Source organism: Rhizobium leguminosarum, assembly GCF_002953715.1.
GTDB lineage: Bacteria > Pseudomonadota > Alphaproteobacteria > Rhizobiales > Rhizobiaceae > Rhizobium > Rhizobium leguminosarum_V.
Map to the genome: position 1 here is coordinate 1,534,295 of NZ_CP025012.1, position 15,368 is coordinate 1,549,662.

Here is a 15,368-nt window from a genome sequence, read left to right on the forward strand (position 1 = left end):
CTTTTACGCGGTTCACTCCGCGGCTGCGGCAAGACAGCGATCGATGATCCTGCCGATTTCGCTGCGGCAGGAGCCGCAATTGGTTCCAGCGCTCGTTTCCTTGCCGACCGCCTCGACGCTGTGACATCCGCCGCGCACGGCAGCAGCGATCTGGTTGACCCCGACACTGAAGCAGGAGCAGACGGTTGCGCCCGGATCCGGCCTGCCTGCTCCGGGACGACCCGCAACGAGCGCAAAGCGTTTCCTGAGGTCGCCATGCGAGGCGGAGAGCTGCGAGATCGCCCAGTTGCGTGCGACGGCGACGGGCTCGCGTGCCAGAAACAGCGCGGCAAGCAGGACCTCGCCATCGAAGAAGGCGAGCCTGAGGTCGCCGGATTGCCGGTCGGCATAACCAAGCGGTTCGATCTCTGCCGGAATGGCGAAAACCGCGCGGCACCAGGCCGTCCAGTCTTCGACGTTTTCGCCGAAAGCAAGCTCCAGCCGCCAGCCGCCGGCGGCTTTCGCCAGCGCCCAATAGGCGGCGTCAGGCGTGGCGGGTTTTGTCGCCGAGACGGCGAAACCGTAATGGGTGGCGCGGAACGGCCGGACGGCGACGGCAACGTTCTTCGATGCAGGCTGACCGGAAACAGGATCGGTGATCGGTGCGACCACGGCGTCGATCCGCGCTCTTGCGGCGAACTGGTCGTTCCAGTGCATCGGCGCAAAGATGCCGCCGCGTGCCTGGCGATCGGTGACCAGCGCCCTGACGATTGCTTTGCCGTGTGGGCTGTCGATCTCGACGAGGCCTGCGCTTGATATACCGGTCTCGATCGCGTCGCGCGGGTGGATCTCGGCAAAGGGTTCGGCGATATGGGCAGAAAGCCGCGCGCTCTTTCCTGTTCGCGTCATCGTATGCCACTGGTCGCGGATGCGTCCGGTATTCAGCGTGAAGGGGTAGGCGGCATTGGTGCGATCGGTTGCGGGCGGTTTGACCGCGATGAAGCGCGCCTTGCCATCGGGATGAAAGAAACCGCCCTCGGCGAAGAAGCGGGTGATGCTCGGTTCTGTCCCTGCCGCCTGCGGCCACTGGAAGGGCGACAGTTCGTCATAGGCGCTGCCGCTTATGCCGGCGCGCGCGCCGATGTCGAAATCGCGGCTGCCGTTATTTTCGAAGGCGGAAAGCGCGGCGTGTTCTGCAAAGATTGCGTCCGGCGCATCAAAATCGAAGGCGGCGGCAAATCCCATGCGGCGTCCGACCTCTGCAAGCTGCCACCAGTCGGCCCTTGCGTCGCCGGGGATATCGAGAAACGGCCGTTGCCTTGAAATGCGCCGTTCGGAATTGGTGACGGTGCCGTCCTTCTCGCCCCAGCCGAGCGAGGGCAAAAGTACATCTGCGTGCCGGGTCGTATCCGTCTCTTTGAGGATGTCCGACACGACGACGAAGGGACAGGCGGCGATCGCGCTTTCGACGCTGTCGGCATCCGGCATCGAGACGACGGGATTGGTCGCCATGATCCAGAGCGCCTTGATGCGCCCGTCGGCCACGGCGTGGAACATGTCGACCGCCTTCAGGCCGGGCTTTGCGGCGATGACGGGGGAGTTCCAGAAGCGCTGAACGCGATCCCGATCTTCCGCATTCTCGATCGCCATATGGGCGGCAAGCATATTGGCGAGACCGCCGACCTCTCGCCCGCCCATGGCGTTCGGCTGGCCGGTCAGCGAAAACGGTCCCATGCCGGGACGGCCGATGCGACCGGTCGCCAGGTGGCAGTTGAGGATTGCATTGACCTTGTCGGTGCCGGAGGAGGATTGGTTGACGCCCTGGCTGTAGCAGGTCACGACCTTAGGCGTCGTCTCGAACAGGCGGAAGAACTCCCTGATCTGCATGGTCGGCAGGCCGGTCCGTTCCAGGAGATCGTTGATATCAAGCGCGGCGGCCGCCGCAAAAGCCTCGGCGAAACCTTCGGTATGGGCGGCGATATAATTCTGGTCGATGGCCGGACTTGTCGCGAGATGGGCAAGCAGTCCCATGAACAGCGCGACGTCGCCGTCCGGGCGGATGGCGAGGTGCAGGTCGGCGATGTCGCATGTCATCGTCCGGCGCGGATCAATGACGACGATCCGCATGTTTGGCCGCGCCGTCTTTGCGGCGGCAAGCCGCTGGTAGATGACGGGATGACACCAGGCAAGGTTGGATCCGGTCAGGACCACCAGATCCGCAAGCTCGATATCCTCATAGGTCCCGGGCACCGTATCGGCGCCGAAGGCGCGGCGATGCCCCGCCACGGAAGAGGACATGCAGAGCCTTGAATTGGTGTCGATATTACCGGAACCGATGAAGCCCTTCATCAGCTTGTTGGCGACGTAGTAATCTTCGGTCAGCAACTGGCCCGAGACGTAGAAGGCAACCGAATCCGGCCCGTGTTCGGCGATCGTTTCAGAAAAACGCCGGCCGACCAGATCAAGCGCTTCGTCCCAGTCGCTCCGTTCGCCTCCGATCTCGGGATAAAGAAGCCGGCCATCGAGGTCGATGGTCTCGGCAAGGGCAGAACCCTTCGAGCAGAGCCGGCCGAAATTCGACGGATGCTCGGGATCTCCTTTGACGCTGACTGCGCCTGCCTCGTCGATCGTGGCGACAACGCCGCAGCCGACGCCGCAATAGGGACAGGTGGTCTTGACCTCAGCCGCCATCTATTCCGCCGCCATCATCAGGCTTTCCAGGGCGATGAACAGCCGGCCATCTTCGTTCAGCACCGGTATCGTTCGGACCTCGCCTTCGTCGGCGCCGAGCGCCTTGCCTGTTTCCAGCGAGATCACCCAGTTGTGCAGCGGGCAGGTGACCGACTTGGCGTGGACGATGCCCTGGGAGAGCGGGCCGCCCTTGTGCGGGCAGTGATCCTCGATGGCGAAGACCTCGTTTTCGGCTGTGCGGAAGACGGCGATCTTGCCCTGCGGCGTCTTCACGCAGCGCGCGCCGCGCAGCGGGATGTCGGAGAGGTCACCGATTGCGATCCAGTTCATGTCCATCTCCTTATTCTGCAGCCTGCGGATAGCCGATCGTCGCCATCGGCTTGAACTCGTGCTTGTCCTTGCCGGAGACACGCTCCGACCAGGGGTCGACCTGGGCAAATTTTTGGCTGAAGACGAAGCGTTCGTAATAGGCCTTGCGCTTTTCGGCATCGCCCATGATCTGGCGGCGGATTTCCTCTAGGCCGACGCGCTTGGCCCACTTGTAGATGCGCTCGAGATAGCGGGCCTGCTCGCGGTACATCTGCGTCAGTGCCACGATATGCTCCAGCGCCTCGTCCTCGGTCCGGACAAGCCCAAGGACCTCGGTGCCCTTGATGTCGAGACCGGCCGCTCCGGCGAAGTGGATCTCGAAACCGGAATCCACGCAGATCACGCCGATGTCCTTGCAGGTTGCTTCCGCGCAGTTACGCGGGCAGCCAGAAACCGCCATCTTCAGCTTGGCCGGCGTCCAGGAGCCCCACATGAACCTCTCGATGCGGATGCCGAGACCGGTGGAATCCTGCGTGCCGAAACGACACCAGTCGGAGCCGACGCAGGTCTTCACCGTGCGCAGACCCTTGGCATAGGCTTGACCGGAGACGAAGCCGGCCTTGCCGAGATCGGCCCAGACGGCGGGCAGGTCTTCCTTCTCGATGCCGAGCAAGTCGATGCGCTGGCCGCCGGTGACCTTCACCATCGGGATTTCGAACTTGTCGACGACATCGGCGATGGCGCGCAGCTCGTTCGCATTGGTGACGCCGCCCCACATGCGCGGAACGACGGAGTAGGTGCCGTCCTTCTGGATGTTGGCGTGCACGCGCTCATTGATGAACCGCGACTGGTAGTCATCGGCATATTCGTCGGGCCAGTCGCAGACCAGGTAATAGTTGAGCGCCGGCCGACATTTGGCGCAGCCGCAGGAAGTCTTCCATTCGAGCTCCTGCATGACGGCAGGGATGCTCTTCAGACCCTTCGCCTTGATCAGGCGGCGGACATCGTCATGGCCGAGTTCGGTGCAGGTGCACATCGGCTGGACCGCAGCCGGGTTGTAGCTGTCGCCGAGCGTCAGTGCCATGAGTTGTTCGACGAGGCCGGTGCAGGAGCCGCACGAAGCGGATGCCTTGGTATGGGCGCGCACGTCGTCGAGCGACGTCAGCCCTTTGCCCGAAATCGTCGAGGTGATTTTGCCCTTGCATACGCCGTTGCAGCCACAGATCTCCGCGTCATCCGGCAAGGCTGCAACGGCCGCCATAGGGTCCAGCGGCGACCCTCCCTGATAGGCCTGTCCGAAGATCAGCGTCTCGCGCATCTCCGAAATATCGGTTGCCTTCTTCTTCAGGTCATTGAACCAGGCACCATCAGCGGTCTCACCGTAAAGCACGGTGCCGATGATCTTATTGTCCTTCAGAACCAGGCGCTTGTAGACGCCGGCTGAAGCATCGCGCAGCACGATCTCCTCGCGGTCGTCGCCGTCGGCGAAATCGCCGAGTGAATAAAGCTCGATGCCGGTGACCTTGAGTTTGGTCGGCGTATCCGCGTGAACGAAGGCGGGCGAGCGATCTCCGGAGAGATGAGCGGCGGCGATACGGGCCATTTCATAGAGCGGCGCAACGAGGCCATAGACCATGCCGCCGACCTCGGCGCATTCGCCGAGCGCGAGAATATCGCCGTCCGAGGTCTGCATGCCGGCATCAACGACGATGCCGCGATTGACCGCAATGCCGGCGTCCTTCGCCAGGCCGACACTCGGACGAATGCCGACGGCCATGACGACCAGCGTTGCCGGGATGATGCGGCCGTCGTCAAGCTCGATGCCCTCGACCTTGCCGTTGCCGACGATCGCCTTGGTATTGGCCTTGCAGATGACCTTGATGCCGCGTTCCTCGACCGCCTTCTGCAGCAGGTAACCGGCGGCAGGGTCGAGCTGGCGCTCCATCAGCGTCGGCATGACGTGCAGCACGGTGACGTCCATGCCGCGCTGGGCAAGGCCGGCCGCTGCTTCCAAGCCAAGCAGACCACCGCCGATGACGACAGCCTTTTCGCGCGACTGGGCGGCAAGCAGCATGGCCTGCACGTCGTCGAGATCGCGATAGGTGATGACGCCGGGCAGATCCTTGCCGGGAACGGGAATGATGAAGGGCACGGAACCGGTTGCGATCACCAGCTTGTCGTAGCTTTCGGTGACGCCGTGGTCGGAGGTGACGGTCTTGGCGGCGCGATCGATATTGACGATCTTGTGGCCCTTGTAGAGCATGATGCCATGCTTGATATACCAGCCGTCGCCATGAATGATGATCTGCTCGTAGTCCTTTTCTCCTGAGAGAACCGGCGACAGCATGATGCGGTCGTAATTGACGCGCGGCTCGGCATTGAAGATCGTAACTTCATAGCGACCCGGCGCCTGCTCGAAGAGGTGCTCCAGCATGCGCCCGGGCGCCATGCCATTGCCGATGATGACAAGTTTTTCGGTCATATTTCCAGGTCCTTAGATCAGGTTGCAGCCACGGGCGCCGAGTGCCCTTGGCGCGACAGTTGCTTGACGGACAGGTGCATCCAGATGAGAGAGATCACGACGATCGCAAAGAGCAGCAGGAAACAGCTGGACCAAAGGCCGGTCATGTCCTTGAGGAGGCCAAAGGCGATCGGAAGGATGAAGCCGCCAAGGCCGCCCATCATCCCGACGATACCGCCGACGGCGCCGACGTTTTCGGGGTAGTAGGCCGGAATGTGCTTATAGACGGCAGCCTTGCCGAGGCTCATGAAGAACCCGAGCACGAAGATGACGACGATAAAGATGACGGGGGTGATACCGAACGCCGGACCCGTCCCGGCCACAGAAGCAGCCGGCAGCGAAAGGATAAGGGTGGCCACGGCCGATACGGCGAGCATCGTATACATCACGCTGCGCGCCCCCTTCTTGTCCGACAGCACGCCGCCGAAGGCGCGGAAGATGCTGCCCGGGATGGAGTAGGCGGCCGCGACCATACCGGCGGTTTCCAGGTTGAAGCCATAGACGCCGACCAGGTAGCGCGGCAGCCACAGCGACAGGGCGACGAAGCCTCCGAAGGCGAAGAAATAGTAGAGCGAGAAGCGCCAGACCTGAACGTTCTGCAGCGGCGCGAATTCCTCGGCAAAACTCTTGGTGGCGACGCGGCGTTCGCGGCGGAGACGGTAGGCCGGATCGTCGGTCGTGGTGAACCAGAAGACGATTGCCATCAGTGCCAGACAGACGGCCCAGATCTCCGCAACCGCCTGCCAGCCCCATGCGAGCAGCACGAAAGGGGCGGCGAATTTGGTCACAGCCGCGCCGACATTGCCGGCACCGAAGATGCCAAGCGCGGTTCCCTGCTTCTCGGCCGGGAAGAAAGGCGAGACATAGGCGACACCGACCGCGAAGGAGCCGCCGGCCAGGCCGACGCCGAGGCCGGCGATCAACATCTGCGTATAAGTCTGGGCGTAGGAGAGCAGGAAAGTCGCCAATGCGGCGGCCAGCATGGTGAGCGTGTAAACGAGACGGCCACCGTAGCGCCCCGTCCAGATGCCAAGAACGATGCGCACGAGCGAGCCGGTAAGGACGGGGGTGCCGACCAGCAATCCGAACTCGGCCTCGTTCAGCCCGAGGTCCTGCTTGATGCGAATGCCGATGATCGCGAAGATCGTCCACACGGCAAAACAGAGGGTGAAGGCTACAGTGGAGATCCACAATGCTTTGGCTGGTTCGCCGGCCGACATAGGCTGTGCTTTCTCGATGACAGACATAACTTCTCCAGGGCCCGACAAGGTCGCGCCGATCCATCGCTGAGGGTTAAAACAAAAAGCCGCTGATCAGGACGCGCATACACGAGGTGCGCGAAATATCCTGATCAGCGGCTTTGCTGGTGGCGCCCGCCGTTGGACGCCGAATTCTTGGGCCTTCTAGCCCTTTTGCCTGGGAGCAATCCGTTGGCCGGATTGCTCAAGCTAAAAACCTACCTCTTCAATCTGAAGAGCAGTCTCTGTATCTTCCGCGAGCGTCTATCACTCACTCTGCGCTGATCGCCATTGACCGGCGCAATAAAGATTATGCAAGCTGCGTGCCAGTTTTGTGATCTGCGTTCAATCCACTGAATACAAATGATATTTTCGGAAATGTGTCGCCTGCTTGTTTTTCGGGCGGCCACCCGCTCATGCAAATATTTTGTGCGCTTGTCGTGAGGCGGGCAGATACTTGCTGGCGTTTTGTGCAGGCCGGCATCGGTTAAACTTCGTCGTCGCAAACGAAGGCGAGGGCGCTTTTGACTGCAAAACCTGCGACATAGTCCGGCAGCCTCGCCGGGTCGAAGACGTGGCCGTCCATGAAACGGTCGCCCTCGTCACTGCCTTCGATGCGGATATCGGCATCTTCAGGCGCGTTGGCGTCACCGAGAGCCGTGCGATAGAGATCCGGGCGGTAAGCGGATGCTGCGGCCCTTGCCATGCTAAGGCTGATCTCGGCCTGTCCCCAGCGGATCATCTGGCTGTAGATCCAAAGAGCATGGCTTGGCCGGGGATAATTGGCGAAGCCGGAATGGAACATGAAATAATCGGCGATGATGCGGCGGTTGCCCTTTGCGTCGAGGCTGAATTCGCCGGCGAGCACACGGCGAATGATTTCGACGGGGGCAGCGATATAGCGCGGGTCGGCAAGAGCTGCCGCCAGCGCGTCGTGATTTTCCGGCCGGTCGCACCACTGGGCTGCCGCGTCGAGTGCCACGATCAGCCGGGATACGGTTTCAGGATGGCTTTCCGCCCAGTCCGGCCGCATGCCGATCACCTTTTCCGGTGCCGACGGCCAGATATCCTGTTTGGCGGCGACGATGCGGCCGACGCCGCGCTCCGAAGCGACCATGTTCCACGGCGCGCCGACGCAGAAACCGTCGATCGCACCGGCTGCCAGCGCATCCGAAGTCATGGGCGGCGGCACGACGACGAGCTTGACATCCTTGTCGGGATCGATGCCTCCGGCCGCCAGCCAGTAGCGGAATTCGTAATTGTGCGAGGAGAAGGGGTAGGTGACCCCGAAGGTCGGCAGCGGCTCGCCGCGGGCCTTCATCGCCGCCAATATTTTTGCCAATGCATAGGCATTGTCGAGCGCGCTTGCCGTTTCCGGCAATCCTGCGTCATCCCGCATCCTGTCGAAGAGCCGCGTCGACAGCGTGATCGCGTTGCCGCCGCGCCCCAGCGAAAACGGCGTGATCGTCGGCGAGGGATTGGAGCCGAGACCAAGCATGGAGGCAACGGGCATCGGCGACAGCATGTGGGCAATATCGAACTGGCGAAATGCCAGGCGGTCGCGAACATTCGCCCAGGAGACGTCCTTGACCAGATCGAGCGTCAGCCCTTCCTTCCGCGCGAAGCCGAATTCCGCCGCCGCAATCAGCACCGATGCATCGACGAGCGGAATGAAGCCGGCCCGCAGCACTTTCGGTCCTTCGGTGTTCACCCGCACGGGCGAGGGCAGCTCGCCGCCGGAATTGGCGATCTTCGTCATCATATCCACTCCGGTTTCCTCCGGAAATTCATCAGGTCGGCCATTACATCAACAGCCCCGCGGCAGTGACGACGCTCTGGGCAATTTCCGACATCTTCTTCTTTTCGTTCATCGCTGTCTGGCGCAGCAGGGCGAAAGCCTCTTCCTCCGACACGCCGCGCATCTTCATCAATATGCCTTTGGCGCGCTCGATGAGCTTGCGTTCCTCCAGGGCGGAGCGGGCATCGGCAAGCTCCCGCCGCAGCCGGCTGAAGGCATTGAAGCGGCTGACGGCCATGTCGAGGATCGGTTTGACGCGTTCCTTCTTCAATCCGTCGACGATATAGGCCGAGACGCCGGCATCGACAGCTGCCTCGATCGAGGCCGTGTCGGATCGATCGACGAACATGGCAATCGGGCGGCTGACCGTACGCGTCAGCTGGAACAGGTGCTCCATCATGTCGCGGTTGGGATTTTCGATATCGATGATGATCACATCGGGCACCAGCGTTTCGATGATTCGCGCGATGCCATTGACCTCATGCACGACTGTGACGCGCGTATGCCCTGCCTCGCGCAGGCCTTCTTCGATGATGGAGGCGCGAATGGCATTTTCGTCGATCACCAGAATTGTCAGATCGAGATGCGTCATTGCTCTATTCATGGCGCAGTGCAGCAAATTTAGCAAGGCTCCGCCTGAAAAATGTGCAAAAATAGATATGCATAAAAAATAATCAAATTGCCGAAAATTCGAGCTGGATCAATATACAGCGTCGCGGCAAGGTCTTCAGGGCTGCGGTATTTCGGATGTGAAATGGGGAATGGCGTAACCGCGCTTGACCTGTGGCCGTGCGGCAAGCCTGAGATACCATTGCCTGACGTTAGGGAAGGCGTTCAGGTCGATCTTGTGACGCTGAAACCGAGAAACCCAAGGCCAGACCGCCATGTCGGCGATGGAATAATCGTCGACGAGATAGTCGCGGCCTTCGAGCCGCGCGTTCAGCGTCTCGTATAGGCGGGTGTCCCTGTGAAAGAGATCCTCCGCGAATGGCGCTTTGCCGCTGTTATAGGTCAGGAAATAGTGGGCGTGGCCGAGCGTCGGTCCAAAACCGCCCATCTGCCACATCAGCCATTCGATCGTGTGATGCCGGGCGGCGCCCCGCCGGGGCAGGAAGCGGCCGGTCTTTTCGGCGAGGTAGAGCAGGATGGCGCCGGATTCGGCAAGCGTAATGCCGGTCTCGTGATCGACGATAACAGGAATCTTGCCGCCCGGCTTGATGGCGAGGTAGTCCTGCCGGAATTGATCTCCCTTGGTGATGTCGATCGCATGGGAGCGATAGGAAAGGCCAAACTCTTCGAGCGCGATGGATACTTTGAGCCCGTTCGGCGTGATCCAAGTATAGAGGTCGATCATCCCAGGTTCAATCGAACATCATTTCGTCGACCGGCAGCTTCGTCATTCCGAAGCGGCCGGTGACATCGTCGAGGCCAGAGAACATGTCCCGCAGAGTTTGCACGATCGTCTCGACGCGCGGATCGATGACGCGATAGACGATCGCCTTGCCGTCGCGGCGTCCTTCGATCACACCGGCCTCGCGAAGCTCGCTCAACTGCTGGGAAAGCGTTGGCTGGCGGATACCGAGTTCGTCCTCCATCCCAGAGACCGAAGCTTCCGTCTCCATGAGGTAGCAGACGATCGCCAGGCGGTTGGCGTTGGCGATCAGCTTCAGCAATTCGCTTGCTGAGCCGACATCGCGGCAGACTCTTGAGGAAACGGGCTTCGTCAACGGTATCGTCCTTGAAGGTTCTATAAAAAAGTAAAGTGACGGCGCCGAATTTTCAACTCCGGCTCGCTCACTTCGCTCGATCTGGTAAAAGATTTCATTGCCTATCGATTTTATGGGATTTCAAAGGCGATTTTCTCCTGCTGAGGACAATCGCTTCCTGGCAATCAATTTATAAAAAAGTAAATTGATTGCTATGAGCCACGTCATCGGTCGCACAGAATGAAAATTGGTGTTCATCCCAACAATCTGCATCTTCGCCTCGCGCGGCTCTGGCCCGACGCCTTCGTCGATCTGCAGCCGAAATTCGTCTCCTATGCCGAAGGTCGCGATACCGCGGCCCTGCTGGAAAGCGGCGAAATCGATCTCGGCGGCACCGGCTCGACGCCGCCGCTTGAGGCTGATATCCGCGGCCTCGGCGTCGAATATGTCGCCGCCTCCGCGCCGCGCCCGGCCAATGGTGCCATCTTCGTCAAGAGCGACAGTCCGATCGGCTCCGTCGCTGAGCTGAAAGGCCGCCGGATCTCGCTGATCGACGGTTCGTTTCACACCTATCTCCTGGCCCGCAGCCTGGAAGGTGAGGGGATGAGCCTGCCCGATGTCGAGCGGGTCGAAAGCGGCGCGCGCGATTCGCTCGCCGATCTGCTCGAAAGGCGCGTCGATGCCTGGGTCGCCATGTCGCCACGTCTCGAAAAGGCGCTCGAGCGCGATGACGTCAGGCCGATCGTCCGCTGCGGCGCGGCCATTCCCAACCGTTCTTTGTTCTGGACACTGGAGCGGAACGGCCTCTCGGCCGCGGAGATCCGGGCGATCGTCTCCGAACTCAGCCGGATCGGTAACGAGATTGCGGCCGATCCGCGTGCCGCCGCCCGGCTTCTTGCATCTGGCGACCGCGGCGGAACGGATATCGACGCCTGGGAAAAGGTGGTGCGCTCGCGCGACTTCACCGTCTTTCCGATCGACGACGAGATCATTGCCGAACAACAGGAAGAGGCCGACACGCTGCTGCGCCACGGCCATTTCGACAAGGCCATCGTGCTGAAACGCCCGGAAACGACGAGATAACGAAGGAATCAGGCGATGAACGTTTTCTGGTACATGTGCGCGCCCGACGGCGCCTATCCCTGGCAGCCGGAAGGCTCACGTCAGGTCGACTACGGCTATTACAAGCAGCTTGCCCAGGCCTATGACCATCTGGGCTACACCGGCGCGCTGTTTGCGACCGGCGCCCACGACGTCTGGGTGCTGGCGAGTGCGTTGCTTGCCCACACCGAGCGGCTGCGTTTTCTGGTTGCCATCCATCCCGGCCTCGTCGCACCGACATTGCTTGCCAAGATGGCGGCGACCTTTCAGGAATTCGCCCGCGGCCGGCTGCTGATCAATGTCGTCTCCGGCGACGCCAAGATGCTCGGCGCCTATGGGATGATGCTGCCGCATGACGAGCGTTATGACATGGCGGACGAATATCTGCAGCTCTGGCACCGGCTCTTTGCCGGCGAGAGCGTCACCCATCAGGGCAAGTATTTCTCGACCGACGGCGCCAAGCTCGCCTTGCCGGTCGGCGAGAGCATCGCACCGCCGCCACTCTGGTTCGGTGGCTCCTCGGACAAGGCGCTTGAAGTCGCGGCAAGACATGTGGACACCTATCTCTCCTGGGGCGAGACGCCCGCCCAGATCGGCGAGAAGGTCAAGGCGGTGAAGGCACGGGCTGCCCAATACGGGCGTGAACTGGAATATGGCATCCGCCTCTATGTCATCGTTCGCGACACCGACGAGAAGGCCTGGGAGGCGGCGGCCGACCTCTATGGTCGCATGGACGATGCGGCGATCACCGCCAACCAGCGTTTCGTCGCAAGAAGCGATTCCGTCGGCCAGCAGCGCATGACCGCACTGCATGGCGGCCTCAAGCCGGAAAATCTGCGCGATCTCGAAGTCGCGCCGAACCTCTGGGCCGGCATCGGCCTGGTCAGGCCCGGCCCGGGTACGGCGATCGTCGGTTCGCCGGATACGGTTCTGCGCACGCTCGAAGCCTATCAGAAGGCTGGTGTCGATACTTTCATTCTTTCTGGCATGCCGCTGCTTGAGGAAGCCTATCGTTTCGGCGAAAAGGTGCTGCCGCGTCTCGATGTCAGCAGGGAAGTCTCGAAGGCGCGCAACTACACCTGGTCGACGCTCTTCGATCGCGATCTTTCGACCGTCAAGAATGCCTGATCCTCTCGCCAGAAGGTAAGTTTTGTGGCCACCAGTGAATTTCATCCGATCGAACAGGCCGCTCCGGACAGCGGGGTGGCAGCGCGCCTGCTGCGGGTGATCGAGGCGATTCTCGGCATTGCCGCGGCAGTCGTTCTGGCCGTGCTGCTCTTGATGGTGCTCGTCACCGTCTGCCTGCGCTATTTCTTCAGCGCCGGCTTCATCGGTGCCGAGGATCTCGGCATCTGGCTGCATGTGGGCCTGATCGCGCTCGGCGCGCCGCTCAGCCTCAACAGCGCGCTTGCCATGCGCCTCGACGTCTTCGTCAAGATGCTGCCGGAAAGCCTGCAGAAGGTCACGCGGATCGGCGCCGATGTCTTCACCGTGCTTTCGGCGCTGATTCTGAGCTTCGGCGGCAGCGAGATCATGACGATGCTCGGCGGCGTCTCACCGACACTCGGCGTGCCGGAATGGATCCGCTTCGGCTTCCTCGGCGCCGGCGGCGCGCTGATTCTCGTCGTGCTGCTTCTGCAGCGCATCGCCGAAGGCAAGATCCTGCCGGTTGTGATCTCGCTTGCCGTCGGTGTCGCGCTCTATGCCGGCATCCCGCATGTCTCGCTCGATCTCGACTGGCCGCCGAGCATCTTCCTGGGGTTGATCGCCGCGGTCGGTCTCGTGCTTGCTGCGCCGCTGCCGCACGCCTTTCTTGCCGCAGCCTATGTCGTCATCGCCTTGGGCAGCAGCCTGCCCGAGCCGGCGATCGTTTCCGCGACCGTCACCGGCATATCGAAATTCCTGCTGCTCGCCATCCCCTTCTTCCTGCTCGCTGGCGGCCTGCTGACGGCCTCCGGTGTCGCCAATCAGCTCGTGCGCTTCGCCGCCGCCATGGTCGGTCATCGCCGGGCCGGGCTGGCGCAGACGACACTGCTCACCAGCGTTCTTTTTTCCGGCGCCTCCGGCTCATCGGTCGCAAATGCCGCCTTCGGCGCATCGACCTTCCAGCCCGAGCTGGTCAAACACGGCTACAGGCCGGCGCAGGCGGCGGCCATCATCGCCTCGACATCGGTTCTCGACAATGTCATCCCGCCGTCGATCGCATTTCTCATCCTTGCAACCGCGACCAATCTTTCCGTCGGCTCGCTGCTCGTCGGCGGCTTCTTCGCCGGCGGCCTGATGGCCATATGCCTGGCGGTCGCCATCCATCTGACCGTGCGTGAGCAGGTGCCTTTGCCGCGCGCAAATGCGAAACAGCGCTGGCAATCGGCGGTCCAGGCGATCCCAGCCTTCGGGCTCGGCGTCATCGTCGTCGTCGGCATCCGCATCGGCATCGTCACCACCACGGAGGCGGCAGCGCTTGCCGCTTTCTACACACTGCTGCTCGGCATCGGCGCGCGCCTCGGCATTATTTCACTTTATGCCGCTTTTCGTCAGGCGGCTGTCGAGGCGGCAGCGATCGGCCTTCTCATCGGCACGGCCGGCCCCTTTGCCTTCCTGCTGGCGGTCGATGACGTATCCGGACTGATCTCGCATCTGACGACGGTGCTCGGTGGCAGCGCGCTTGCGGTCATCCTGCTGTCGAACGTCATCCTGCTGGTCGTCGGCCTCGTTCTCGATATCGGCGCCGCGATCCTGCTCTTCGGCCCGATCCTGCTGCCGGCAGCGGTCGCCGCCGGCATCGATCCCATTCAGTTCGGCGTGATCATTGTCGTCAACCTGATGATCCATGGGCTGACGCCGCCGCTCGGCATGCTGATCTTCGTCGTCAGCGGCGTCACGCGTATTCCCGCCTCAGAGCTCTTTCGGGCGGTGGTTCCCTATCTGCTCGCCCTCCTGGTCTCGCTCGCAATCCTCTGCGCTTGGGCCGTCATCTTCTAGTAAACAGGACAACCCCATGGACAATCTCAACCGACGCAATTTCCTGAAAACCGCAGCTTTCGCTGGAACGGCGCTTGCAGCGCCTGCTTACGTCCGCACGGCCGCTGCCCGCACGACGACGATCACGATCGCCTCGTTGCTCGGCGACGACAAGCCGGAAACGAAGATCTGGGTGAAGATCGGCGAACTGGTCGAAGCGAAGCTTCCCGGTCAGTTCAAGTTCAATATCGTCAAGAACGGTGCGCTCGGCGGCGAGAAGGAAGTGGCCGAAGGCGTGCGCCTCGGCTCCATCCAGGCCAGCCTTTCGACTGTCTCGTCGCTCTCCGGTTGGGCGCCGGAACTGCAGATCCTCGATCTGCCTTTCCTCTTTCGCGATGCCGACCATGTCCGCAGGACCGTTGGCGGCGATGTTGGCGCCGATCTCAAGCAGAAACTGCAGGCGCAGAATTTCGTCGTCGGCGATTTCATCAATTACGGCGCCCGCCATCTCCTGACCAAGGAACCGGTGACGCGGCCGGAGCAGCTCAAGGGCAAGCGCATTCGCGTCATCCAGAGCCCGCTGCACACCAAGCTCTGGAGCGCATTCGGCACGACGCCGATCGGCATTCCGATCACCGAGACCTATAATGCGCTCGCAACCGGTGTCGCCGACGCGATGGACCTGACCAAGTCGGCCTATGCCGGCTTCAAGCTCTATGAGGTCGTGCCTGATATGACCGAGACCGGCCACATCTGGGCATCCGGCGTCATCTATTATGCCTCGACCTTCTGGGCCGGCCTCAACGACGAGCAGAAGGCGGTGTTCCAGCAGGCTTCCAGCGAAGGGGCTGCCTATTTCAACCAGCTGATCGTCGACGACGAATCCAAATCCGTCGAGACGGCGCTTGCCAACGGCGGAAAGCTCTTGAAGCCGGAAGCCTTCGAGGAATGGCAGAAGGGCGCCCAGGGCGTCTGGGCGGATTTCGCGCCTGTTGTCGGCGGCATCGACAAGATCAAATCGGTCCAGGCCGCCTAGGCGAGGGGCGGGCGGTTCTCCCGCAGCT

Annotated in this window: 12 protein-coding genes; 4 read left to right on the top strand and 8 right to left on the bottom strand. The window is 61.9% G+C overall.

Annotated features, from left to right (window positions below; all coding sequences use genetic code 11):
- Nucleotides 1-12: 12 nt before the first annotated feature.
- From CUJ84_RS07825 to CUJ84_RS07860, 8 genes are all read right to left on the bottom strand, one after another.
- Nucleotides 13-2,670, bottom strand: coding sequence for a nitrate reductase (locus CUJ84_RS07825; RefSeq protein WP_105005780.1), 2,658 nt, complete (start codon nt 2,668-2,670; stop codon nt 13-15).
- Nucleotides 2,671-3,006 (bottom strand): nitrite reductase small subunit NirD, encoded by a 336-nt coding sequence (gene nirD, locus CUJ84_RS07830; RefSeq protein ID WP_028732148.1) that lies wholly within the window; start codon nt 3,004-3,006, stop codon nt 2,671-2,673.
- A gap of 4 nt (nt 3,007-3,010) precedes the next feature.
- Complete coding sequence (gene nirB, locus CUJ84_RS07835) at nt 3,011-5,461, bottom strand: nitrite reductase large subunit NirB (protein WP_003558768.1); 2,451 nt, start codon at nt 5,459-5,461, stop codon at nt 3,011-3,013.
- Between the two features lie 17 nt (nt 5,462-5,478).
- Entirely contained in the window at nt 5,479-6,747 is a 1,269-nt protein-coding gene (locus CUJ84_RS07840) for an MFS transporter (RefSeq protein ID WP_003558770.1), read from the bottom strand.
- A 478-nt stretch (nt 6,748-7,225) separates the two neighbouring features.
- A complete protein-coding gene (locus CUJ84_RS07845) occupies nt 7,226-8,506 on the bottom strand; it encodes a CmpA/NrtA family ABC transporter substrate-binding protein (protein ID WP_199788789.1) in 1,281 nt (426 codons plus the stop codon).
- Nucleotides 8,507-8,540: 34 nt separating this feature from the next.
- Nucleotides 8,541-9,128 carry an ANTAR domain-containing response regulator gene (locus CUJ84_RS07850; RefSeq protein ID WP_105005782.1) on the bottom strand — a complete coding sequence of 196 codons (588 nt, stop codon included), beginning with the start codon at nt 9,126-9,128 and terminating at the stop codon, nt 8,541-8,543.
- Nucleotides 9,129-9,263: 135 nt separating this feature from the next.
- A complete protein-coding gene (locus CUJ84_RS07855) occupies nt 9,264-9,890 on the bottom strand; it encodes a glutathione S-transferase family protein (RefSeq protein ID WP_105005783.1) in 627 nt (208 codons plus the stop codon).
- Between the two features lie 7 nt (nt 9,891-9,897).
- A complete protein-coding gene (locus CUJ84_RS07860) occupies nt 9,898-10,263 on the bottom strand; it encodes an ArsR/SmtB family transcription factor (protein ID WP_105005784.1) in 366 nt (121 codons plus the stop codon).
- Between the two features lie 219 nt (nt 10,264-10,482).
- Between CUJ84_RS07860 and CUJ84_RS07865 the strand changes: the two genes are divergently transcribed.
- The 4 genes from CUJ84_RS07865 to CUJ84_RS07880 are packed head-to-tail and all read left to right on the top strand — an operon-like array spanning nt 10,483 to nt 15,340.
- Nucleotides 10,483-11,325, top strand: coding sequence for an ABC transporter substrate-binding protein (locus CUJ84_RS07865; RefSeq protein WP_105005785.1), 843 nt, complete (start codon nt 10,483-10,485; stop codon nt 11,323-11,325).
- Between the two features lie 15 nt (nt 11,326-11,340).
- Nucleotides 11,341-12,471 carry an LLM class flavin-dependent oxidoreductase gene (locus CUJ84_RS07870; protein WP_105005786.1) on the top strand — a complete coding sequence of 377 codons (1,131 nt, stop codon included), beginning with the start codon at nt 11,341-11,343 and terminating at the stop codon, nt 12,469-12,471.
- A 24-nt stretch (nt 12,472-12,495) separates the two neighbouring features.
- Complete coding sequence (locus tag CUJ84_RS07875) at nt 12,496-14,325, top strand: TRAP transporter large permease subunit (RefSeq protein ID WP_105005787.1); 1,830 nt, start codon at nt 12,496-12,498, stop codon at nt 14,323-14,325.
- A gap of 16 nt (nt 14,326-14,341) precedes the next feature.
- Nucleotides 14,342-15,340 carry a TRAP transporter substrate-binding protein gene (locus CUJ84_RS07880; protein ID WP_105005788.1) on the top strand — a complete coding sequence of 333 codons (999 nt, stop codon included), beginning with the start codon at nt 14,342-14,344 and terminating at the stop codon, nt 15,338-15,340.
- Nucleotides 15,341-15,368: the final 28 nt, after the last annotated feature.